The following is a 23,286-nucleotide window of genomic DNA, read 5'->3' as shown; positions in this document are numbered from 1 at the left end:
TTTAAGTTTATATTTTATTATTTTAACATCACTCTTCTAGGGATCTAAAGGATCAGAACTATCTAAATGTAAAACTTCTATTTTAGAAGTAAACTCCAAATAAATATTGGAAATTCTATTGTAAATTTCTGCAGGAATGTGGTTCATCTCATTTATAGATCGTACATTAAAATTACTAGATTCGATAGTGTTAATGTGTGATTCTGAACTTGTTACAACTGATTTTTTATTTGAAGGAATCCCATAACGAAAAATTAATCTTCCAGTATTTCTCATATTGGTTGTGGTATGTCTTGCTTGTGTTTCGACTAATATTCTATTCTCAAGAATACTGTACTTATCTATGATATATTTTTTCATTTCAATGCCTTCACTGTATTCAACCTGAAATGGCTTAACATGCCCACCCGAAAGCATAATTAACGGTACCCTACCTTGTTGATAAAGCTCAACAGCTTGATCTGCATTTCTCATACCTCCAATACTTATGTTTGGTAAATCATTTGGCTCATTAGGCCCATCACCCAAAGCGAGAGCTAAAGCATACTCATATTCATTCCAATTAATTGTCTTTATGTATTCTATAGTTGCTTTATTTTCACCATCTTCTAAAGGGTAGTAACGACCTGCTTCATCTCGATTATTTAAAGCTAATACTCTTAAAGCAAATTTCAAAAATGGTTGAAAAAATAATTTATGGTTTGCTTGATTTAAAGCATCCACCTCAGTCTTTAATTTAGATAGGTATGCTGCACTATTTACATCAAAACTCACTTTATCTATTTCTGGATATTTGGGATCTTGACCCGCCGCATATACATCTATAATGTTATTAATCCCATGAGCTGCCTCTACAAAAGCTAATTGTATTACCCTGTAACTATTTGTAACTTCAGAAAACTGCTGAAAAGCACCAGACGGTCCCATATGCTCTTTAACCATATTATGTAACACCCTTGATTTTTTAACCAGTTCTTTAAAATTTTCAGAAAGTGCAGTAATTTCATTTTCAGAAAATTTTAAAGCATTCGCATAACTTTGAGCAGTTGGGTTAGAAGCTTCTGATACAGCTCTTAATCTTGCTTGACTTGTTTTTAAATAGTTAGAGAAAACAACATCTGATTCGATAACTTTAGATATGGTTTGTATTTGCTCAATTATTGTAAGAAGATGAAAATTCCTGTCTTTTACTTTTGAGTCACTCCAAATTAAATCGTAATTGGCATTAAACTCTAAAGAAATCGTGGTATTAATTGATTCGCTTCCACTATTTTCATTATTTGGATCTACTAAAGGTTTATCTGAAGTGCAATTACTAATAAAAAGCATCGTAATTAATACAAAAACAAAGTTTATATTTTTCATCATCTATTTATATTATTAATAGCCTGGGTTTTGCCCTAAAATATTAGGGTTATTAACTTTTTCAATTTCTGCTTGAGGAATAGGCCACAATAATTGATGACTCTGTACTGTTTTTCCTAATAGTTCCATTTCTGCCTTTGCAGTTTGGGTTCTTGTCAAATCAAACCAGCGGTGTCCTTCATAAGGAAATTCTAAGAAACGTTCATTTAAAATGACATCTCTAAAGGTTGATTGATTTGGAACCTCTGTGGCTGTTAGTGCTGTTAAACCAGCTCGTTCTCTTATATCATTTAAGTAATTAAATGCCACTCCTGCACTTTGATACCCTATTTCATTTTGCGCTTCTGCTATCATCAATAATACATCTGCATAACGCAATAAAATATAGTCGTTACCAAAACGCCTTGTTGCAGTAGATTCTGTATCTAGAAATTTACCGGGGCAAATAAACTTCCATTAGATTGATAATCTGCTAAAAATTTTCTAGCATCTAACACATTATAAGCATCAATTAACTTTGTACTTAAATCTGCTGTGGAAACATCTGAAACACCCAACCATAAACTATGATTTTCATCAGGTATTTCTTTGTCAAAACGGATGGAAAAAATAATTTCGTTATTTAATTTATTATCAGTATCAAAAACATCAGTAACCTCTGGCAGTAAAGTATACTTACTGACAATTTCATTTAATATAGAAATGGCCTCTGTGTATTTTCTTTCAGTTAAATATACTTTACCTAACAATGCTTTAGCAGCTCCAGAAGTGGCTCTACCAAAACCACTAGCAGATGTAGGCAAATTTGTGACCGCAAATACAAGATCTGCTTCAATAGCCTCATAAATTTCAGTAGTTGTACTTTTTGGTACACTCAAGGCGTCTTCTGGACTTACTTGAGATAGCACTAAAGGTGCATCTCCCCATAGTCTAACAATGTTAAAATAGGTTAAAGCCCTTAAATATTTGGCTTCTGCTTCATATTGATTTTTTAAATCGAAGTTTGTATCAGTAATATTATCTGTTATAACATTACAACGAAATATTTGATTATAATAAATCCTCCATGCATCTTGAACTATGCCATTTGCAGTAGTCATCTTAAATTCATTTAAATCAAATCTATCCTGTGTTCCTGCCGTTGGTGCTAGAATATTAAGATTATCAGAACGATACTCTAGTTCAAAATATAGACTTACATGGGTTTGTAATTTTGCATAGGCAGCAATCACTGCTGAGTTAAAATCATCTTTTGTTTTATAAAATTCTTGGGCATTTAAAAAATTCTCAGGAGATAATTCAGTGAATTCTTTACTGCAACTCGTAAAAATTGTTATAATTACGAGGTATTTATATATACTGTTTTTCATAAGTTAAATTTTTTAAAATGATACATTTACACCTAACGAATAAGTTGTTGCTAAAGGGTAGACCCCATAATCTACTCCCGGAGACAATTGACTTCCACTTCTTAAATTAACTTCGGGATTGTAGCCCGTATAGTCTGTCCAAGTATGTATATTGTTTCCTGTTAAAAATATTCTGAGCTTAGAGATATTTAATTTTTCTAGCACAGGTTGCGGCAAAGAATAGCCAAAAGATATATTTTGAAGTCTTAAATAACTACCATCTTCTACATGGAATGAAGAACCTCTAGCATTGTTTCCACTAGCTTTTCTGTTAGCTCTATTGGTATTACCATCTCCTGGTTCAGCTTCTGACTGCCATCTGTTTAATAATTCTGTGGTATTGTTAAAATTACCTTCCCCTGCGGCCAGATAACGTCTTGATAAGTTTAGAATTTCGCCACCATAACTCCCTTGAAAGGCAATATTTAAATCAATACCTTTATATTTAAATCCATTAGAAAAGCCATATGTGAAATCTGGCGCAAAATTACCAACAATTGCCCTATCTGCACTTGGATCTAAAATACCATCACCATCAACATCAACAAATCTAAAATCTCCAACTTGGGTATTTTCAAAATGGGGATATTGGTCTAATTCTTCTTGAGTAGAGAAAATACCATCTTGTACTAGTAAATAATAAGAACCTATAGATTCTCCCACTCGAGTAAGAAAAAATGTATTACCAGCATCCGTTGTAATAATATCAGTATTATTAGGACCTAATGCAACAACTTCATTTCGGTTTATAGATAAATTTATATTAGAAGTCCATTTAAACTTCTCTCCTAGTCTAGGTGATAAGTTTAAAGAAAACTCAAAGCCTTTGTTATTAACCTCGCCAATATTTTGTAGGGCTGATGTAAACCCAGTAATCTCAGGAACAGGTACTTCTAATAATAAATCTGAAGTATTGGCATTGTAGTACTCAATAGAAAATTCTAATTGTCTATTAAATAATTCTACATCTATTCCTATATTGGACATTTTAGTAGTTTCCCAAGACAAATCAGGATTTGCTATTTGCGTTGGTCTAAACCCTGTTTGAATTTGCCCAGGTACTCCTATTACATAAGGATCACTATTAATTGCAGGTATTTGCTCATAGTTGCCTATATTAAAATTCCCAGTTAATCCATAACTAGCTCTAATTTTTAACTCATCAATCCAATTTAACTCTTTTAAAAACTCTTCTTGAGATATTCTCCATCCAACGGAAACAGAAGGGAAACGACCCCATTTAGAATCTGTTCCAAATCGAGATGAAGCATCCGCTCTAAATGAGGCAGACAATAAGTATTTACCTGCAAAGTCATATTGCATCCTAGCCAACAAAGAGTATAAAGACCATTCTTGTAAATCTATATCAGAGTTTCTCGTTTCTTGGTCTGCATTAAGAACTTGATTGGCATTATTAACAGGTGTATCAAAAGTAACAGAGGCTTCAGTACGATGTGTATTACTACTTCTCTTTTGTGCTGTAATACCTCCTAAAAAATCAAAATTATGATCTTCAATACTTCTTTTATAATTTATAGTGTTTTCTACAGTCCAGTTATATATGTTCACATCGGTGAACCGTGCACTTGGATTTGAAAGCCTACCAAAATTATTTCTTCCTCTAGTCTCTAATTCTTTAGGCAGATAAAACTCATTCTTATAATTGTTATAGTTCGCAGAGAATGATGATTTTAACTTTAAGTCATCAAGTAATTCATATTCAACAAATAAGTTACCTAGTATATTATTGTGTAGTATTTCGTTCTTTGTTAGGGTAGCCAACGCAACCGGGTTTACTATTTCGTTGTGTTGGTAATCTACAGGTGTTCTCCAAAAACCATTTCCTTGGTAATTAAAACTACCATCTAAATTATAAACTGGCCATGTTGGAGAATAGGCCAATGCCGCTTGAACCACACCATCTCTGTGCCAAGCATCGTTAGCATTCACTCTGTTTTCAACTGTAAAGGAAGGCACTAAATTTAATCCAATTTTGAATTTCCCTGAAGTAATTCCAATATTAGCTCTTAATCCAGTTTTTTGATAGTCAGAATTTATAATTATACCTTCTTGTTTAGAATGGTTTGCTGAAATAAAATAAGTCATTTTTTCATTACCCCACTTATAGACAAGTTATACCTTTGAATTTGGGATGATCTATAAATTTGATCTTGCCAGTCTGTATTTGTTAAGCCGTCCTCGCCATTGAGATAAGGGAACAATTCCTCGGGTATTTTATGATACCCTGCAGGTCTTACACTGTTAGGATCATTACTATCTCCTGTTGGAACTTCTTGCAAGTAAGCTGCATCATGACCTTCTTTGGATAATTCTGCATATTGATATGCATCCATCATATCTATTTTTTTTGATAATTTTTGAAACCCTGAAGAGTGGTTAAAATTAACACGCATTTTACCTTTTTTTCCTTTTTTAGTAGTGATAATAACAACACCATTACCTCCTCGAGATCCATAAATAGCAGCAGAAGCGGCATCTTTTAGTACCTGAATAGACGCTATATCTTCCATATTTACAATTTCAGTGGCTTTACCTGAATCTTCTATAGGAACACCATCAACCACATATAATGGTTCTGCGCCAGCAGTAAGCGTACTTGTCCCCCTTATCTTTATAGATAATTCTCTACCTGGTTCGCCTGTTGTTTGTAAAACTTGTACACCTGCCATTTTTCCTGCAAGAGCTTGATCAAAATTAGAGGTTGGAAAATCTTGAAGTTCTTCAATATCTGCTTTTGCAATAGAACCCGAAATTTTTGTTTGGTTCTGTGCACCATAGCCGATTACAACAACTTCACCTAAGCTTGCTGTATCCTCTATTAAAACAATGGTAATATTTGATTGTCCATTAACTGGTATTTCTTGTCTTGCAAAGCCTAAATAGGAAATTACAAGTATGGCATTTTTGTCTGAAATTGATAAAGTAAATTTGCCATAAAAATCTGATTGAGCACCACTTAATGTTCCTTTTTCTATAATAGTTGCACCTGGCAAAGGTTCTCCACTTTTATCTGTTACTACCCCAGATATTTGAACTCCTTGAGTTTTATTTTCTTTAGTTGATATTAAATTATTATCCTCAAACTCAATAATATTGTTTTCGGATAATTTAAAATCAAGATTACTGTCTGAAAGGATAAGATTTAACAGTTTTTCTAAGGTTATAACTCCCTTCTTTAATCTAACTTTTGGTGCATCCTTAAACAAATCTTCAGAATATACGAATTGGTATTTTGTTTGTTTTTTGATAATCCTAAAAACCTGATGTACAGAAACCTCCTGATCCGAATCAATTATAACTTTTTCTTGAGAAAAACTATTCACTGAAGAAAAACCAAAAACTGAAGTACATAGTAAGAAGATAAATGTTCTCATGATAAAAATTAGCAGCCGTTTTCGAATTAGAGAACGGACATTAATAAAATTAATTTCCATAAATTTGCTTTGTGTTAGTTTAATATTAATTAATACGCACTTGAGGGACGAAGTTTATTACACCTCGAAATGTTTGTACTTCGTACCCTCTTTTATTTTTAATAAAATTGTTTTATTTTTTCATCTTTTTAAATATTTAGTTGTTATTATTAATTTATTTTATAACTATTTTTTACCGTTTACTTTATAGCTTGAAATTATGTTATGTTTTTTCATAATCTCTAATATGTCCTCAATAGGCTGATCTTCATCTAAAGCGCCATAAAACCTTTTGTTAATAATAGTCTTTTTTTTATCCTTTTCTTAAAATAAAAACTTTCAAAATGTTATTGATAATTCATTCTCTATATAAACCATTAGTAATAGGTGACTTATTCGGTTTAAAATTTTTCAGACTTATGAAAAGAAAGCTATTCAATTATAATTTTATATATTTTAGTTAAATGTTCTCCGCTCTTTACATTTAAAAAATAGATTCCCGAAGCTAAATGGCTAGCATCTATTTCTAGATTATGTATGCCCGAACCAAAAACCTGCCCTGTATTAGTCAATACTTCTTTCCCATCAAGGCTGTACAAATTATAATCTATTTTATCTTGATTTAATAAAGTAAAATTTAAAGTAAACTTACCAGAAGTAGGATTAGGATAAATATGCATTGCAAATACCGATTCTTCTGGGGTTAAACCCAGCGTTTCTTTGGTTTTACCATTTCCTGATTTTGCAAAATTATTTGCAAGATCCGTATTGTATTGCGCATCAATGTCATCAAAGGTCATTTCTCCTCCATAAACCCTAAAAAAATCCATAGCATAAATAGATGCATTGGCAAAAGTACTAGTATCACCAAAACCACCAAAACCAAATTGACTCACTTCGTTAGCTTTCAACGTTTGGCCTCCCAGATAGACCAGCTCGCACCTTCCACAATTGTTACCGTTAGGGTTATTGGCAGTTTTAGCATATGCGCTGGGATCATATCCTGGTTGAAATACCTTAACACGAAAAAGATTTTTTGAAACAGAAATGGCAATATAGTAGAATCTGAAATCTTCAGTGCTGTCATTACTATCAAATTGTTTAGGCTCCCATAAATTAAACTTCCATGTACTCTTAATAGGTTCAAGAGATGGAAGATCAGTTGCAACAAGAGGTGGAGAACGAACATATCTATCAAATACTAATTGTTGTTTATAGCGTTCTAATCCAAAAATAGGATTCCCATTAGCACCTTCAAACCAAAAAATATTTTTGCTATAATCATCATTAAAAGTATTATCAATTAAGATCCTTGTAATTATAGTAAAACTACTACTCTCAGGATTAAACAAATTAGATATTTCCGTATCATTATTATTAGTTGCCATTCCATTTAGCCCCTTTAGACCGCCTAAACCACTATCACGAAAATTTATCAAATTTTGACCTTGATAAGTTAAAAAACCCTTAATTTTTGCAGGAACTACATTATATTTTGATACACCATTAACAAAATTACGTGTTTCCGACTCTTCGCCTAAACTAGATGGGTTAAATTCATAGTTTAAAAGTAATTCTGTTGTTGTTTGTGAAAGTCCACTAATTGAACTCAATAATAAACAAATAATTAAAATTGAATATTTTGGCTGTTTAATTAATAATTTTATATTACTATTATTTTGTTTCATAATTTGTTATTATTTTAATGAATGTATTTGGCTTATTGCAGATTACTGCTTTACAATTAAATTTCTCATACCAAAAGCTTCCAGCATATCCATAAGCATAACTGGACGGTCGTAAATAAAGTAATTTGGTTTTCCAATACCTATACACCAATCTAAATTACCACGGTTATCTGTAAGTTTAATTCTAAGTTTAATTTGCGGGTTAGCTGGGTCATCATAACCAACTGGGACGACATAAGTTGTGTCATAATTTATATCTGGCGTATATTCTCTGACACCTAATGATCCATTTGTCTCCATTGTTAATACTCCAGTAGGCACATCGGCATAAAAATTATAGATTCCTACCCTTATATGATTGCCATGTAACCAATCAACATAGCTCTGTTGTGTCCCTACCACCATCAACAAAGGGTCTGTTGCCACTTTAAAATGGCATTCTACAGCTTTTATTTGACTTGATGTAATGTATGATTCCCATTCAGCCTGACTAACGGCAGGATCTATTCGAGAACCATCACTATTAAATCTACCATACATTACAGGGGTGAAATAAAATTTAGTAAAGTCAATTATTTTTTGAGGGTCATTATTTATTGTAATATCATTATTTACCTCAGTAAATAAAGCAGTGACACCTGTTGCCGACATACTCCCCTTAATTACCATATTACCTAAAACACCTTTAGATTGAGCCAATAGCAAACATTTTTTAAAACTTTCAGACCATAATAATTTAGACCCTTTATTCTCATCTTTAATATCTAAGGAAATAAGATGATGCTTAAACTCATCAAGAATTTCTTCAATAGTATTGGGATGTATGTTTAGATCTGATCCAAACCTATCTTTTGTATTTAAAGCTTTAAATTCTGTAACAGTAATCTGTCCAATTTTTAAGGAATCTATATTAATGTTTTTTTCATGTGCTAAATCTGTTATATCGTAAAGCCTATACAAATATTCATCATGGCAAGCAACAGGTGTACCATCACTAGTTTGCCTTACATCAATTTCAATTAAATCGGCACCTATCTCATAAGCACGATGAAAAGCTTCAATAGTATTCTCAGGTACACCTGGTTCTGCCCAATACCCTCTATGTGCTGCAACAATAGAATAATTATAACTTTGAGGGTTTTCAAAGACAGTCTTAATTTGAGTGAGATGTGCAGTAAAAATATTAGGATCATTAAAGAGTTGCGCAGCGGTTTTTTCGCCTATTCCTGGGATGTTTAATGAATGGAGGGTGGCGTTTTTTACTTTTACCTCTATGTAAACAGGGCGAATACTTTTAGGAGAAAATTTTTTAAGTTTTGTTGGTGTATTATAATTATAGAATATGCCAACAGGTCTATTTACAAACATTAGATCACGAATACTCTTTGAATCTAATTCTTTGTTTAAATAACTAGAATTTGATAACCAGTATCCTTCTTGATAATTAGATGCATCTTCAGTAGCAAATGTCCCGTAAATAGGTTTTAGTTTCTCATTTTTATAAAGGTCATAATAATTGACAAATAACTGAACACCATCTCCACTAATAGAAAAATCTTTTATTTCGGGTGAAGTATGAACCACAGGATTAGCAATACCACTTACCATAATACCACGAGGAATACCTGATTTCGGCATTGGACAAACTTGACCAACATGTAACACTATATTTGTTGGTGAATTTGAATTTTCTGATGTATAAATAAACGTCTTTTCTCCAACAACCGTAACTGAACCATCGTCGGAATCCCAAGTTACAGTTGGCGTGGATGTCTGAGCGAATACGCCCACCCCAAAAAGAGAGCAAGACACAAACAACACCGTTTTTATTATTAATTTTTCATTTTTAGAATTTGTTTAAAATTATATTTTTCAATTTGTCTTAAAAAATAATGTCTAATTCAAAAAAACATATTTTATAGGCAGCAATTGAATTATCTGATACTTCACTATTTATAGTAAATATTACTATTATAAATGATGGGTTATTTATTAACTATTTTTAACAGCATTTCAACTTGCTTTGTAAGGGTATCAATTTTTTTGTTTTGTGCATTAATATTCTTCTCTTGTTCAATAGTATATAAGGTTAATTCTTCAACTTTTTTAAGCAATGTTTGGTCCATTTTAGGTAAAGACCAACCTCTCTTAATAACTTCTGCTTTTGATGGTACATCTTCTAGATGCCCATTTTCCTTAATATAGTTTTCTACATCTATAAGTGTAGGTAATTTATAACTTGCCTCAAACACATAGTCTGGAGTTGCCCAATCTACACTAGCAGCAATGGCAATATCTTCTGTTACAATACCACCTTCTACCCAAACTGAAAAATCGGAATAGTAGTTTGCGGCAATATCTGCGCTTGTTAATGTAGAACCATCTTCTCCACCAAATACTACGGTACCATCTATTTTGGCATCAATGGTAGCTTCTACAGCACCATCACCTTTAAACCAAAAGTCTACTCCAGTTTCAATTATCACATTATTTGAAACATTAGTAAAATCAGTATTACTAATTATCAAATTGCCATTTACCGTTAATTCATTACTATCAAAGTCTCCAAAAATTAGAGGGCTAGGCGTATCAGAATTGTCTATGTAGAGCTTACTATTACCTGTCTCAGAAAAACCAGCATAGTTTCCTATAAAGACATTATTACTACCTTTAGAAGTATATCCAGCTTGATATCCAATTGCCGTATTATTAGATCCTGTAGTATTACTATTTAGTGATAAATTGCCTACTGCAATATTTTCGTTTCCTGTTGTATTACTAGTTAGTGACTCAAAGCCTGTTGCCGTATTATTAGATCCTGTAGTATTACTATTTAGTGATAAATTGCCTACTGCAATATTTTCGTTTCCTGTTGTATTACTAGTTAGTGACTCAAAGCCTGTTGCCGTATTATCATATCCTGTAGTATTAGATAATAGTGTACCAAAGCCTGATGCCGTATTAGCATATCCTGTAGTATTATTTTGTAGTGAACTAGAGCCTGTTGCCGTATTAGCATATCCTGTAGTATTACTATATAGTGATAAATTGCCTACTGCAATATTTTCGTTTCCTGTTGTATTATTATATAGTGAATGATAGCCTGTTGCCGTATTAGCATATCCTGTAGTATTACTAAATAGTGACTCATAGCCTGTTGCCGTATTATCAGATCCTGTAGTATTAGATAATAGTGATTTAAAGCCTGATGCCGTATTATCATATCCTGTAGTATTACTATATAGTGATTTAAAGCCTGATGCCGTATTATTAAGTCCTGTAGTATTACTATATAGTGATTGAGAGCCTGTTGCCGTATTATCAGATCCTGTAGTATTACTATATAGTGAATTAGAGCCTGATGTCGTATTATTTGTTCCTGTAGTATTACTATATAGTGAATTAGAGCCTGTTGCCGTATTATCAGATCCTGTAGTATTACTATATAGTGAATTAGAGCCTGCTGAAGTATTATCAGATCCTGTAATATTATTTAATAGTGAATTAAAGCCTGATGTCGTATTATTTGTTCCTGTAGTATTATTTTTTAGTGAAGCAAAGCCTGTTGCCGTATTAGAACTTCCTGTAGTATTATTAGTTAGTGAATTAGCACCTGTTGCCGTATTTTCAAATCCTGTAGTATTATTTTGTAGTGAACTAGAGCCTGTTGCCGTATTAGCATATCCTGTAGTATTACTATATAGTGATAAATTGCCTACTGCAATATTTTCGTTTCCTGTTGTATTACTAGCTAGTGACTCAAAGCCTGTTGCCGTATTATTAGATCCTGTAGTATTATATTCTAGTGAACTAGAGCCTGTTGCTGTATTATTAACTCCTGTAGTATTACTATTTAGTGAACCAGAGCCTACTGAAGTATTCTCAGATCCTGTAGTATTACTATATAGTGAACCAGAGCCTACTGAAGTATTAAAAGATCCTGTAGTATTACTAGTTAGTGAACTAGAGCCTGTTGCTGTATTATTAACTCCTGTAGTATTATAATATAGTGATTGATAGCCTGTTGCCACATTCCATTCTCCTGAGGTATTACTATATAGTGAATAAAAGCCTATTGCCGTATTAGAAATTCCTGTAGTATTACTATATAGTGAATTAGAGCCTGTTGCCACATTCCAAAATCCTGAGGTATTATTACGTAGTGAATTATAGCCTGTTGCCGTATTATCAGATCCTGTAGTATTACTATATAGTGAATTATAGCCTGTTGCCGTATTATCAGATCCTGTAGTATTACTATATAGTGAATTAGAGCCTGTTGCCGTATTAGAGTTTGTTTGACCTATTGTACTCTGTGTAAACATAAAGATCATGATTACCGTCATTGAAATTTTAATTAATTGTTTCATTTTTTTAAGTATTTAGTTGTTATGGTTAATTTATTTTATAACTATTTTTTTACCGTTTATTTTATAGCTTGAAATTATGTTATGTTTTTTTAGAATCTCTAATATGTCTTCAATAGGCTGATCTTTATCTAAAGCGCCATAAAACCTTTTGTTTTCTATAGATTTAGTATTAAGTATCAGTTCCAAATCATACCATCTGGCAAAAATTTTCATAATTTCCTTTAATGGTTTTCTATCGAAACTAAAAACGCCGTCTTTCCAAGATATCTCATTGTATACATCAACATTTTCTACTTTTATGGTGTTATCTATAGTATTTAATTTAGATTGTTGATTGGGTCTTAAACCTTGTTTGATTCCTTCTAAACTTACTAGCACCCTTCCTTCTACTAAGGTTGTGTAAATATTAGTTTCATCTCTATAGGCTTGAATATTAAATTGGGTGCCTAATACTTCTATTTCTTGAAATTTGTTAAATACCTTAAATTTTGACCCCTTGTGCTCTGTACTTGGAGATACATCAAAATAAGCTTCACCATATACCAGCTCTACTACTCTAGTTTTGCCTTCAACAAAACTTACTGGGTATTTTAGTTGAGATTCTGAGTTTAGCCAAACCTGTGTACCGTCTGACAATTTTATAAAGAACTCACCTCCTCTTGGTATTGTTAAATAATTGTAGGCTATTTGGTTTGTAGTTTTTGGCTTTTGGTTTTTGGTGGCAGCGTTGTTATATACAATTTCTTCTCCATTACTGTTTGCATTTTGTGTTTGGAAAGAGGCTCCTTTTTCTAGTACTATTTGTGAGCCATCTTCTAGAGTAAGTGTGGCTTTATCTGTACCAGGTTTAATTGTATTTACTATTATTGAGGTTGTTTCTGAAGATGCATTAAATAAACTGTTATTGAAAAAATATCCTAATCCAAAAACTATTACTGCAGCAGCAGCGTATTTGTATATCGCATTTGTTTTAAGGCGGCGAACAAAAGACTTCTCATTGCGAATTGCGCGAAGCAGCTCTTCTACTGTTTTTTGATAATCTGTATTGTTCATGCTGCAGATGATTGCATAATACGTTTTTACGTACTCTTTAAAAAGTCTCTCATTTGCTGGATTGCTAATCCAGTTGGATAGTGTATCTAAATCGGTTGTTGTTGCCGAATTTGTTAAATATTTCACAATCAATTTTTCTATTTTACCTGTCATTTTTAAGAGCATTCATTTTAGTAATAGCAAAGCAGATTTTAAAAACCCTTGCTTTTTGATATTTTTTTTATTTTTTTTGCTTATTTCATAATTTTTATATGACATTTGTATGTTTTTAATAAATAATGTTATGCTTTCTAAATTTGATAAAGAGTCTGTTTTAATCTCCCATCTAAAGGACGGGGATGAACATGCTTATCTTTATTTAGTAAAAACGTACCACAGTATGCTTTCTAATTATGCATATAGTCTAACAAGGGATTGGGCGATGGCTCAGGACATTGTACAAGAGTTGTTTTTATATATTTGGAAGCACCGAAAAAAGCTTGATACTATATATTCTTTAAAGAATTATCTTTTTAAAATGGCTTACAATCAATTTGTCAATGCGTATCGTAAAAACAACGCTGTTACTGCTCTTGAACGCAGTTATATGGAAGCTCTTGACGATGCTATTGATGATCGTAATAGTGAAATATTAAAGCGCAAGATTGCTATTATTATTAAAGGTATTTCTAAATTACCTAAAAAATGCAAAGAAACTTTTTTGTTGAGCAAAAAAGAAGGGCTCACTAATATTGAAATAGCTGAGTATTTAAATATCTCGGTTAAAACCGTTGAAGGTCATATCGCAAAAGCTTTTCATTTATTGAGAGCTCGTGTTGGAGCGCAATTGAAAGAGGTTTTATTTTTACTATTTGGAATAAAAAGAGTTTGAATTTATGATAAGGGCTATCACAGTAAGTCTTTTTAAGTTTTTTTTGATAATTATTTATTCAAAAACGACTGCACCTTTCAATGAATTCTTTTAAAATTCCTTTTAAGATCTTTCTTTGAATGTTTTTTTGCTTTTGGGCGTTTCTTTGTGATGTGCTGTAATTTGAATTGTACCTTTTGGTTATTGCCGTCAGTAAAACTTATAAATTCGCCAGGTTTTAGTTTGAAAAATGTGTGGACTCGTACTTTTGATCTTAAAGGGACTCTAAAATTTAATTTTCTAATTACATTAAAGCTTAACTACAGAAGTAATAAACCCGTTGTGCATTTTAAATTATACTAATTTTAATATTGTTTATATAAGACCGTTGCAAGGAAGTGCCTAAAAAAAAACAAAAATAACACGTTATTATTTATGTTAAATATATGATTGTAAGTATATTAATCTGTAAATTTAGTGTATGAAAATACAAAAACAACCAACTTTAGCCGATAGCATTTGCGATTTACGAGCAAGAAAAATTAAAAAGACATTTTTCACCCAAATAAACACCCTTATCGATTGGGATACGATCTCTATCCTAATAAATAATGATTATTTAAAAGGAAAAAGTGCCACTGGCAAGCCTTCTTATGATGGGACATTACTTTTTAAAATGTGTCTTTTACAAAGTTGGTATGGTTTAAGCGATTATGAAGTTGAAGACCGAATAAATGACAGTCTTTCCTTTAGTTATTTTTGTGGGATGACCATTGAACAGGTTGCTCCAGATCATAGTACTTTAAGTAGGTTTAGAACCGCATTAACCAAAACACAAACCTTCGAAAAATTATTTACCTCCATAAACAAACAGCTAGAAGCACATAATATCATTGTAAAAACAGGTTTAATAATAGACGCTAGTGTAATAGATACGCCACTTAGACCAAAAGGAAAAACAAATTTTAAGGTAACCGAAGACCGCTGTGCAGACCAAGTAGAAGTACACAAAGAATATCCAGATAGTGTCGATAAAGAGGGTACTTGGTTAAAGAAAAGAGGAAAGTACCATTTTGGGTTTAAAAAGCATCATGTAACGGATAACGAAGGACTTGTTCTAGGAGTACTAACCACAACTGCCAGCAAAAATGAGATTGCAAATTTGGAGGAAGTTCTAGAAACTGTAAATGTAGCATTACCAAAAGGCATCCCTCTAAAGGCAGATAAAGGGTACCAATCAAAGAAAAATGTTGCGATTTTAAAGAAGCGTAATTTAAAGAATCATATCCTTAAAAAGGCGGTAAAAAATAAACCGTTAACAAAATGGGAAACTAGATTCAATAAATTAATAGGAAAAACAAGGTTTAAAGTAGAACGTACTTTTGGAGGAATAAAATTATGGTTTAAAGGTGGAATTGCAAGATATAGAGGGATGAAAAAAATGCATACACAAAATTTGATGGAGGCAATGTGCTACAATTTATATCGAAGTCCAGGGATATTTGCGTCTAATTGTAAAAATTAAGGAAAAATGAAGCCTAAAAAAGGCATTTACTCACTTAAAATAGAAAAAAAATAGCATAATCGATGTTGTAGCTAAAAAAAAGGGAACTCTAAAAAGTAAAATTAATTAAGTTCGCTTTTTGCAACGGCCTTAAATTATTAATTTTCAGACATTTAACTCCTAACTTGTTGATTTAACTATTATAAATAGTGTCTTTTTGGATTAAATTTTAGTTCAACAAAAAATAAATAATAGTGTCAATACCTTTCAGTTTTTCTCTTAAAATTTTATAGGACTGCGATTTAAGCGTTTTAACCGTTTGTAGCTTTATATCTAATTCTTCAGCAATTTCACTATTCTTCATCCCTTTTAAACTAAGTTTGATGATTTCTTTTTTATGGTTTGGAAGTATTTCAATAGCATCATAAAGTTGTTTAACCGTTTCATCTTCCAGGATTTGCTTAATAAAAAAATTGTCATCTTCTATTGATTGGATGGCATTTTCTGCATATTTATTTTTTACTTTATTATGTTTAAGAATATTGTAACATTTGTTGCGAACTACTTTATACAAGAAAATTTTTAAAGAAATTTCATTTGGAAATTCATTATTCTTTTCCCAAAGATCAATAAATACATCTTGTACCAGATCTTCTGATTCCCCTATAGAAGACAAAAAGCGATTTGCAAAAAGCACAAGCATTTTGTAATATGAGTCAAAGATTTCTTTTAAACTGTCTTTACTAATTATTGAGTTAGTCATTTAATTTCCATATATTATAACCTTTAAAACAAGAGATAGGGAACAATTTGAAGGTCAAGATATACTAAACTTTATAAAAGAATTACCAAATGATGCTGCTTGTAAAGCGTATTTAGCCAAAATAAAATGGCAAGATGGATTTACTTGTATGAAATGTGGTCATACCAAAGGCTGTGAAAAAGTAGATTATAGATACCATTGTTATAACTGTCAACACGTAGAAAGCGCCACTGCAAACACCTTATTTCATAAAGTTAAATTTGGATTGCAAAAAGCCTTTTGTGTGGTTTTTGAAATGAGTACAAGTAGTAAAAGTATTTCAAGTATTCAAATGGGAAAACGTTTTAGCATTCGCCAAGGAACAGCGTGGTATTTCATGCAAAAAGTGCGTAAAGCAATGAAAAGCAGTCAAAAATATCCTTTAGAGAAATTAATCCATGTTGATGAATTTACTGTTGGAGGGAAAGAAGAAGGCAAACAAGGAAGAAGTTATGATACGAAAAAGAAAAAGGCTGTTATCGCAGTAGAATTAACAGATGGCAATAAAGTTAAAAGAGTTTATATCAGATCCATCAAAGACTATTCTGCAAAATCATTAACCCCGATATTTGAAGAGCATATAAGCACATCTGCTAAAATAGTAACTGATAAATGGAGAGGTTACCAACCTTTAAAAGAGATGTATGACATTGACCAAATATATAGTAATAATGGTGCTAATTTCAAACAATTACACATTGTGATTATGCAAGTTAAGTCATGGTTCAGAGCAATACCAACCCATGTAAGTAAATGGCATATTCAAGCATACTTTGATGAGTTTTGTTTTAGAATTAATCGATCTCAATTTAAAACCAGCATATTTCATAAAACGATTAATAGAATGGTAGAAAGTAAACCAATATATCAAAATCAAATAAAACAGATGCTAAGCGTATAACTCAAACTAATTATTTGTTTTTGAGTAATCAATTGGTTTATTTAGTTCACAAATTAAATGAAATTAAACGGATTAGTTCATTATTTAAACATCAACAATACGTAAATTAAACTAAATAAAAGAATTAATTTATTTTAAAAACTATTTTACTATTTGTAGTGGGAAATTAATTACTTAAATATTTTCAGAATTAAAATTATTAATTTTTTGTTCTAAGAATTTATTTTTTAACGCTTGCATATCCTCACTAACTTTTCTATCTAAAACCTTCGCATAGTGTTGGGTCGTTTTTAGTGATTTATGACCTAACATTTTACTAACTGATTCTATAGGTACTCCGTTTGTTAATGTGACTGTTGTAGCAAATGTATGACGTGCTAAATGAAAAGGTTTTGTAATATAATCATCGGCTCCTAAATCCAATCTTTCCAATTTATCCGTTAAAGAATTATTAGCAGAAATAATAATAACACCTGCTTTTTTCTTTTCTTTTTTTAGTGTTTTTAGGATGTCTAAACCACTACCAGAAACCAAATTGATATCTAAAATAATAATATCATACTCATAGATGGCAGCTTTTTCGGAAGCTTCTCTAAAATTTGATGCAACTTCACAAATATTACCATCACGTTGTAAATAGGTGACAATTGCTTGTTGCAAATCGATTTCGTCTTCGGCTATGAGATATTTCATGTTTGTAAATTTAAGACTATAATAATGTTTAAGAATAGGGTTGTGTAAGTTCTTCGGATAAAAAGGCAATAGTTGTATTTATGATTTTATTTTGAAAGAGTAAATTTTCAGTAATTACTTTGTTAAACAAATTCTTTGTCACAAGTACCTGCGCCGCATATAAACATCCATTGGTAATGCCAACATCATAGCCAAAAGCTTTGGAGGATGGGGTAGTGGTAATCGCTATCAGCTGGCTATTGGTATTAAAATAGGGTGCAACCAACACTTCGGAAGTTGCATTTACTAAAAACGCATTATTCTGTGCATCAATAATGCTATTCTCAATTTCACCACGCTTTAGTAAGTTCTTATTTTCGTTTAAAGTGGGTGCGTTTTCTATGGCTTGCTTCCTAAAATAGTCAAGATTGGTGTTTTCTTGGCTAAAGGCAGCAATGCTTTTTAGAATAAGGAGGAGTAAAAGTAGTATAGTTCTCAAAACAACATATTAAATTTAAAAGTATAAATGTACTTATCAAATCTAAAGCAAATATGAAGTGTTTTTGTGATGTATTTCTTTTGATATTATAAAATAAAGAAAAACTTTAAATTTTATAAATTACAGGGTTTTGAGTCTAATTCTTTTATCTTCCATTTAAATTCACTTAAATATTTTAATTGCTGAATACTAATGTTGGTATTACTCAATAAGAATAAGTTCTACTCCTTCTTTAAATTTTTAAGAAAAAAATTCTATTAACAGGAATATCTAATATCATTGCATTCTAAGCTTCTTTAATTTCTAAAAAGCTTAGTTTTTTTTGATAATTTTTGTAAAGATTCGATGAATTGTTCCTCACTAATTGCCACTACTTCGAAATCATAAAAAAGAATGATGGTAATTATGGCCTGTGTTATTGACAATTTTTTTAATACCTATTTTATGTAATGCTTTAATTGTTTTTGTTACATCCAAATTCATAATCACGCCACCTAAATCAAAAATTATAATTTTTTAGCTTTTATTTTTTAAAATTTATGTTTTTTTTCAAACTAATAATGCCAATAAAACTGAAAGAGCTGAAGTTCCAATCCAAAAAATAGAAATTGTATCAAAATGGAATTACTACATTAGACTGGACATAAAGTTGCGAGATTTAGAATTGCATAAATTAACTTTGAATCATGAAAAAAAGAAACAGAAATTACAGTACATCATTTAAACAAAAAGCATTAGAATTAAGCTATGCCCGAGGTCATGTCAAACAAGTTTGTGAGGAACTGGATATTCCTTACTCCTTATTACATCGCTGGAGACGAGAATCCCAGGACTATGGAAAGAACAGTTTTCCAGTTAGAGGGGTTCCTAAATTGACAGATGAACAAAAGGAAATAGCTTTATTAAAAAAGCAATTAAAGGACATATCGGAGGAACACGAGATCTTAAAAAAGGGGGTGAGCATTTTCTCTAAGAGCGACAGGAAAAATTTAGGTTCATAAAACATCATAAATTTAAGTTTTCAGTCGAGAAAATGTGCAGAGTTTTAAAGGTTAGTACCAGTGGCTACTACAATTGGTTAAAGGCTAAGGCTTCTAAGCTTTGGCTATATAATCAGAAATTATCTGAGCTGATTACAGCTATTTTTAAAGATAGTTATGAAAGTTATGGAGCTCCAAGAATAAAAAAAGCATTGGAAAAACTAGGACATTGTGTTTCCAGACCACGAGTGGCAAGACTCATGAACGCCTATGGTTTATATGCCAGAAGGAAACGTAATTTTAGAAATACAACAGATAGTAACCACAAATATCCCATTGCCTCCAATATCTTAAATCAAAATTTTAAGGTATCTAGAGCAAATCAAGTTTGGGTATCCGACATCACTTATATAGAGACCAAGCAGGGCTGGATGTATTTAACGGTGATTATTGATTTATTTAACAGAAAAGCAATAGGCTGGTCTATGAGCGACAATTTAACAACGCAGGACACTATAATGGATGCATGGAATATGGCTGTGAAATCTAATATTATTACGGAAGAACTTATCTTCCATTCGGATAGAGGTTCTCAGTATGCTAGCTATTTGTTTACTGATAATATTAAAAATTATGATGGTTTGGTAAAACAGAGTATGAGCCGAAAAGGAAATTGCTGGGACAATGCCGTCGCTGAATCGTTTTTTAAGAGCTTAAAAACAGAATGGGTTTATAGACATAAATATAATTACAGGTCTCAGGCAGAACTATCCATCTTTTCTTGGATTGAAACTTGGTACAATAAAAGAAGAATACACTCTACTTTGGGATATAAAACCATTAACGAATTTGAAACAGAAATGTGTAACCAAAATGTAGCCGCTTAAATCTCGCATTTAATTGTCCAACTTTTTATTGCAAGTCCAGTTTTTTCAGGACCAATTTATAAGTCACACTTAATAGAAAATAATAAAATTATTATTTCATTTAATAACAAATGGCCTGGTCTAATGAGAAAAAATAACGAGCAAGGTTTTCTTGACGAATTTGAAATAGCATCTCATGACAAAATATTCGTTAATGCAAAAGCTAAAATTGTTGAAGATAAAGTAGTGGTCTGGAGCGACAAAATTGAAACACCAAAATTCGTGAAATATGCTTGGAAAGATAATCCAATAAAAGTAAATTTATGTAATAAAGAAGGGCTGCCAGCTTCACCTTTTAGAAAAAACTATTGACAGAACTTAATCCCGTAGGTAAAGGATGGGATGGTTCTATAAATGGGCAAAAATTACCATCTGATGATTATTGGTTTTCTGCAACTCTACAAGATAATAAAGTTTTTAAAGGACATTTTACTCTTAAACAATAATCCATCCTCGTCCTGATTTTTGTGTTTTATGCGCATTTTCAGAGGCTGCTATAGTGAAATAGCCTTCGTTCATTTCTATCATGCCTTCAAGAGTATATCTGTCATCTCTTTCTCTCATGGCTTTTCTTAGTTTATGAAAATGGCCCAAACAGGTTCATAACGTTTCAATCCCAATTGGCGCTGTATCTCTTTGGATTACAACCCTTTCTTGGATGCTGTTAATAGAAACATGGTTTTGTACCAAGTCAAAAATGACAGGTTAGAGCTCTGCATGATAGTTCCGCTACGCAGGGATGTGCGACTTCTATATTTTTTGCACTCATAACTCCATTGGCTTTTTATCCAATAATGCTGTGTATGTGAACAGCGTTTACAGACTACACCTAGCTTATCGCGTTACTCTTTAAAATGTGCGCGACAGGCTTCTTTACTGCCAAATTCTACCGTAAAACTAAAAATATTCAGAACTTGGTTTTCCTCAAAGATAGTCAAAATTTAAAAATTATTAGTGTTTGCGTATATACAATTAAAATATTTTTCTTCTTATTGGTTCGGTTGCTTTTGAATTTTAAACCACACAAATTATATAATCAAATCTATAGAATTCAAATTCTAGTTTTATGAAAAAAATAAAATTTATTCAAATTAATTATTTATTAATTAATAATTACGTGTTAATTATTTTGTTTTTAATATCTCCGAATATATTTGTACCATAAATTATTTAATAACTAAATTTACATTATTATGAAAAAACAAGTACTATTTTTATTAACAATGACCTTATTTTCATCAGCGTTATTTGCGCAAGATATTACATGGACAAATGATGGCGGTCTAGGAGACGGAACATGGGCCGAGCCCTTTAACTGGAGCACAGCGGTTGCACCCGTAGCAGGTAATAAAGTTAAAATTAGAGGCGCTACTAATGCCGATAACATTACCATAAACGGCAGTGCAACTTGCGCTAAGCTTGTTCTGGGTGACGGTGGCGGCGTAGCTACTGGTAAATTAATTGTAGCTAATGGAGGAAATTTTACTATTATTGGAAATCAAGGATGGAGTGCAGCTGGATGGTCTACGCCAGCAGAGATGGAAATCCAAGCTGGAGGTGTAGTAAATTGGAATAACCACATGTGGTTGAGTTTTAATCCTGGCTCCCAAAGTACGTTAACAGTTGCTGGAACACTAAAAGTAATGGGTGGTATGTTTGGATTTAATTTTGAAAATGCTAATGCCGCTGGTACAGGTGAATTAAATATTCTTGATGGTGGTGTTGTTGAATTGGATCAATTTCATGCTGCTGGCAACTCAATGAATAGTGGCGTGGGTGTAATCAACATTGCTGATGAAGGTACTTTAACCATATATGCTGATAGAAAAGCTATTCTTGAAACACATGAAGGACTTGGACAAATTGTTGCTGGCAGTTTTGGCACTATAGTTTATACAGAAATTGAAGGTGTAACAGGTCAAGATCCGGATACTGGTGTTGATATAGTAGGTGTGGTTACTGTAATTGTAACTAACTCAAACCGTACTTCACCAATATTAAGTTTAGATGACAAGGAAGTATTAGACTTTAAATTATATCCAAACCCAGCTTCAGATGTTATTAATATCGAGTCTAAAACAGCTATATCTACTGTTAAAATAGTAAATCTACTAGGTCAAAGTGTTTTAGAAAGTGCTGGATTATCTAGAATTGATGTTTCTAGTTTAAGTGCAGGCCTTTATATCCTTAAAATTGCTGATGTTAACGGTAGTGTTGGTGTTAGAAAAATATTAAAGAAATAATTGATTAATAGCATATCAAATTATAAATTAAAGAGAGCTTAGGCTCTCTTTTTTTATTTGGTAAAACAATAAACAAAAATATGGTTTTACTGTTCATAAGAAAGAACTTGGCTGCCGGGTTTATTTGGGAGGGTTAAATTTTAAAAATTTGCATTCATCTTATTGCTATAGGTGTATTGCTTTTAACAATTATTCGGTTTATCTATAACAATAGCATGAAAATTTTTCTTTTAATTTTAGCTGTATTTAACGTTATTGCAGCATTTATCTTCTTCTTCTTTAGTGTAAACAAGGATTCCAAATAATAAAACGTTATACCAACCAGCCGCAGTCGTTAGGTTTCAATATAAATAGAACGATAATTAGGTTGTACTTTGGTTTTCTATTCATCTTATCGGTATATAATTCAAATTACTGATAGCTTATTTTAACAATGATTGGTAATTAGTAAAACATTATAAGTTATAGTTGAGATTGAAACGAATTATATAGCTTATTTTGATATTTAGTACAAGACACAAAGAGATGCGTTTTTTATGTGTTTATATAATTCTTTTTCTTTTGAAACTCTTCCTGTTTTATGTAATTAA

19 protein-coding genes and 1 pseudogene are annotated in these 23,286 nt (G+C 31.7%); 7 read left to right on the top strand and 13 right to left on the bottom strand.

From position 1 onward, the window contains the following. Positions 1-36 precede the first annotated feature (36 nt). The 9 genes from BST83_RS11740 to BST83_RS11700 form a co-directional block, all read right to left on the bottom strand. The gene (locus tag BST83_RS11740) at positions 37-1,368 is read right to left on the bottom strand and encodes a YdcF family protein (RefSeq protein WP_104809954.1); all 1,332 of its coding nucleotides are present in this window, start codon (positions 1,366-1,368) and stop codon (positions 37-39) included. Positions 1,369-1,380: 12 nt separating this feature from the next. Then, positions 1,381-1,749 (bottom strand): RagB/SusD family nutrient uptake outer membrane protein, encoded by a 369-nt coding sequence (locus BST83_RS11735; RefSeq protein WP_496559621.1) that lies wholly within the window; start codon positions 1,747-1,749, stop codon positions 1,381-1,383. Positions 1,750-1,790: 41 nt separating this feature from the next. After that, on the bottom strand, positions 1,791-2,735 hold the full coding sequence (locus BST83_RS11730; protein WP_104809952.1) for a RagB/SusD family nutrient uptake outer membrane protein: 945 nt from the start codon (positions 2,733-2,735) through the stop codon (positions 1,791-1,793). Positions 2,736-2,747: 12 nt separating this feature from the next. Beyond that, on the bottom strand, positions 2,748-4,880 hold the full coding sequence (locus BST83_RS11725) for a SusC/RagA family TonB-linked outer membrane protein (RefSeq protein ID WP_146092169.1): 2,133 nt from the start codon (positions 4,878-4,880) through the stop codon (positions 2,748-2,750). Continuing rightward, positions 4,877-6,169: a TonB-dependent receptor plug domain-containing protein gene (locus BST83_RS19630; protein WP_170062783.1), complete on the bottom strand. Its 1,293-nt coding sequence runs from the start codon at positions 6,167-6,169 to the stop codon at positions 4,877-4,879. The genes BST83_RS11725 and BST83_RS19630 overlap by 4 nt, the downstream gene beginning before the upstream one ends. A 470-nt stretch (positions 6,170-6,639) precedes the next feature. Beyond that, positions 6,640-7,896: a T9SS type A sorting domain-containing protein gene (locus BST83_RS11715; RefSeq protein WP_104809951.1), complete on the bottom strand. Its 1,257-nt coding sequence runs from the start codon at positions 7,894-7,896 to the stop codon at positions 6,640-6,642. 42 nt (positions 7,897-7,938) lie between these two features. After that, positions 7,939-9,708: a glycerophosphodiester phosphodiesterase family protein gene (locus BST83_RS11710; RefSeq protein ID WP_146092167.1), complete on the bottom strand. Its 1,770-nt coding sequence runs from the start codon at positions 9,706-9,708 to the stop codon at positions 7,939-7,941. 173 nt (positions 9,709-9,881) lie between these two features. Continuing rightward, positions 9,882-12,266, bottom strand: coding sequence for a beta strand repeat-containing protein (locus BST83_RS11705; RefSeq protein ID WP_146092166.1), 2,385 nt, complete (start codon positions 12,264-12,266; stop codon positions 9,882-9,884). Positions 12,267-12,296: 30 nt separating this feature from the next. After that, a complete protein-coding gene (locus BST83_RS11700) occupies positions 12,297-13,472 on the bottom strand; it encodes a FecR family protein (RefSeq protein ID WP_170062782.1) in 1,176 nt (391 codons plus the stop codon). Positions 13,473-13,581: 109 nt separating this feature from the next. On the opposite strand from BST83_RS11700, the gene BST83_RS11695 reads away from it, so the two are divergent. Together BST83_RS11695 and BST83_RS11690 are read left to right on the top strand one after the other, a co-directional pair. Continuing rightward, positions 13,582-14,190 (top strand): RNA polymerase sigma factor, encoded by a 609-nt coding sequence (locus tag BST83_RS11695; protein WP_240614737.1) that lies wholly within the window; start codon positions 13,582-13,584, stop codon positions 14,188-14,190. A gap of 460 nt (positions 14,191-14,650) precedes the next feature. Beyond that, a complete protein-coding gene (locus BST83_RS11690) occupies positions 14,651-15,694 on the top strand; it encodes an IS5 family transposase (RefSeq protein WP_104809728.1) in 1,044 nt (347 codons plus the stop codon). 208 nt (positions 15,695-15,902) lie between these two features. Here the strand turns inward: BST83_RS11690 and BST83_RS11685 are convergent, their stop codons facing one another. Then, on the bottom strand, positions 15,903-16,436 hold the full coding sequence (locus BST83_RS11685; protein ID WP_104809947.1) for an RNA polymerase sigma-70 factor: 534 nt from the start codon (positions 16,434-16,436) through the stop codon (positions 15,903-15,905). 16 nt (positions 16,437-16,452) lie between these two features. Here BST83_RS11685 and BST83_RS11680 point away from each other — a divergent pair, with 16 nt between their 5' ends. After that, entirely contained in the window at positions 16,453-17,376 is a 924-nt protein-coding gene (locus tag BST83_RS11680; protein WP_104809946.1) for an IS1595 family transposase, read from the top strand. A gap of 174 nt (positions 17,377-17,550) precedes the next feature. Here BST83_RS11680 and BST83_RS19915 read toward each other — a convergent pair whose 3' ends face one another. Together BST83_RS19915 and BST83_RS11670 are read right to left on the bottom strand one after the other, a co-directional pair. Further along, a complete protein-coding gene (locus tag BST83_RS19915) occupies positions 17,551-18,069 on the bottom strand; it encodes a response regulator (RefSeq protein ID WP_104809945.1) in 519 nt (172 codons plus the stop codon). A 28-nt stretch (positions 18,070-18,097) separates the two neighbouring features. Then, on the bottom strand, positions 18,098-18,547 hold the full coding sequence (locus BST83_RS11670) for a hypothetical protein (RefSeq protein ID WP_104809944.1): 450 nt from the start codon (positions 18,545-18,547) through the stop codon (positions 18,098-18,100). A gap of 686 nt (positions 18,548-19,233) precedes the next feature. Between BST83_RS11670 and BST83_RS11665 the strand changes: the two genes are divergently transcribed. The 3 genes from BST83_RS11665 to BST83_RS11655 all read left to right on the top strand — a co-directional run bounded on the left by BST83_RS11665 (position 19,234) and on the right by BST83_RS11655 (position 20,899). Further along, a protein-coding gene (locus BST83_RS11665; RefSeq protein WP_437438454.1) for an IS3 family transposase occupies positions 19,234-20,414 on the top strand; the annotation gives its coding sequence in 2 pieces (ribosomal slippage) (positions 19,234-19,519 and positions 19,519-20,414; 1,182 coding nt in all). 123 nt (positions 20,415-20,537) lie between these two features. Beyond that, positions 20,538-20,765: a hypothetical protein gene (locus BST83_RS11660; RefSeq protein WP_104809943.1), complete on the top strand. Its 228-nt coding sequence runs from the start codon at positions 20,538-20,540 to the stop codon at positions 20,763-20,765. Next, complete coding sequence (locus BST83_RS11655; RefSeq protein ID WP_104809942.1) at positions 20,762-20,899, top strand: T9SS type B sorting domain-containing protein; 138 nt, start codon at positions 20,762-20,764, stop codon at positions 20,897-20,899. The genes BST83_RS11660 and BST83_RS11655 overlap by 4 nt, the downstream gene beginning before the upstream one ends. 4 nt (positions 20,900-20,903) lie before the next feature. On the opposite strand, the pseudogene BST83_RS11650 reads toward BST83_RS11655, so the two are convergent. Further along, a pseudogene (locus BST83_RS11650) lies at positions 20,904-21,364 on the bottom strand (IS1595 family transposase); the annotation flags it as partial. Positions 21,365-21,646: 282 nt separating this feature from the next. On the opposite strand from BST83_RS11650, the gene BST83_RS11645 reads away from it, so the two are divergent. Further along, positions 21,647-22,696 (top strand): T9SS type A sorting domain-containing protein, encoded by a 1,050-nt coding sequence (locus tag BST83_RS11645; protein WP_104809941.1) that lies wholly within the window; start codon positions 21,647-21,649, stop codon positions 22,694-22,696. Positions 22,697-23,286 lie beyond the last annotated feature (590 nt).

Origin of the sequence: Polaribacter filamentus, from assembly GCF_002943715.1 — a bacterium.
In the GTDB taxonomy this organism is placed as follows: Bacteria; Bacteroidota; Bacteroidia; order Flavobacteriales; family Flavobacteriaceae; genus Polaribacter; species Polaribacter filamentus.
Note: the sequence above shows the minus strand (reverse complement) of the source record. Positions and strands in the feature narration are given on the sequence as shown.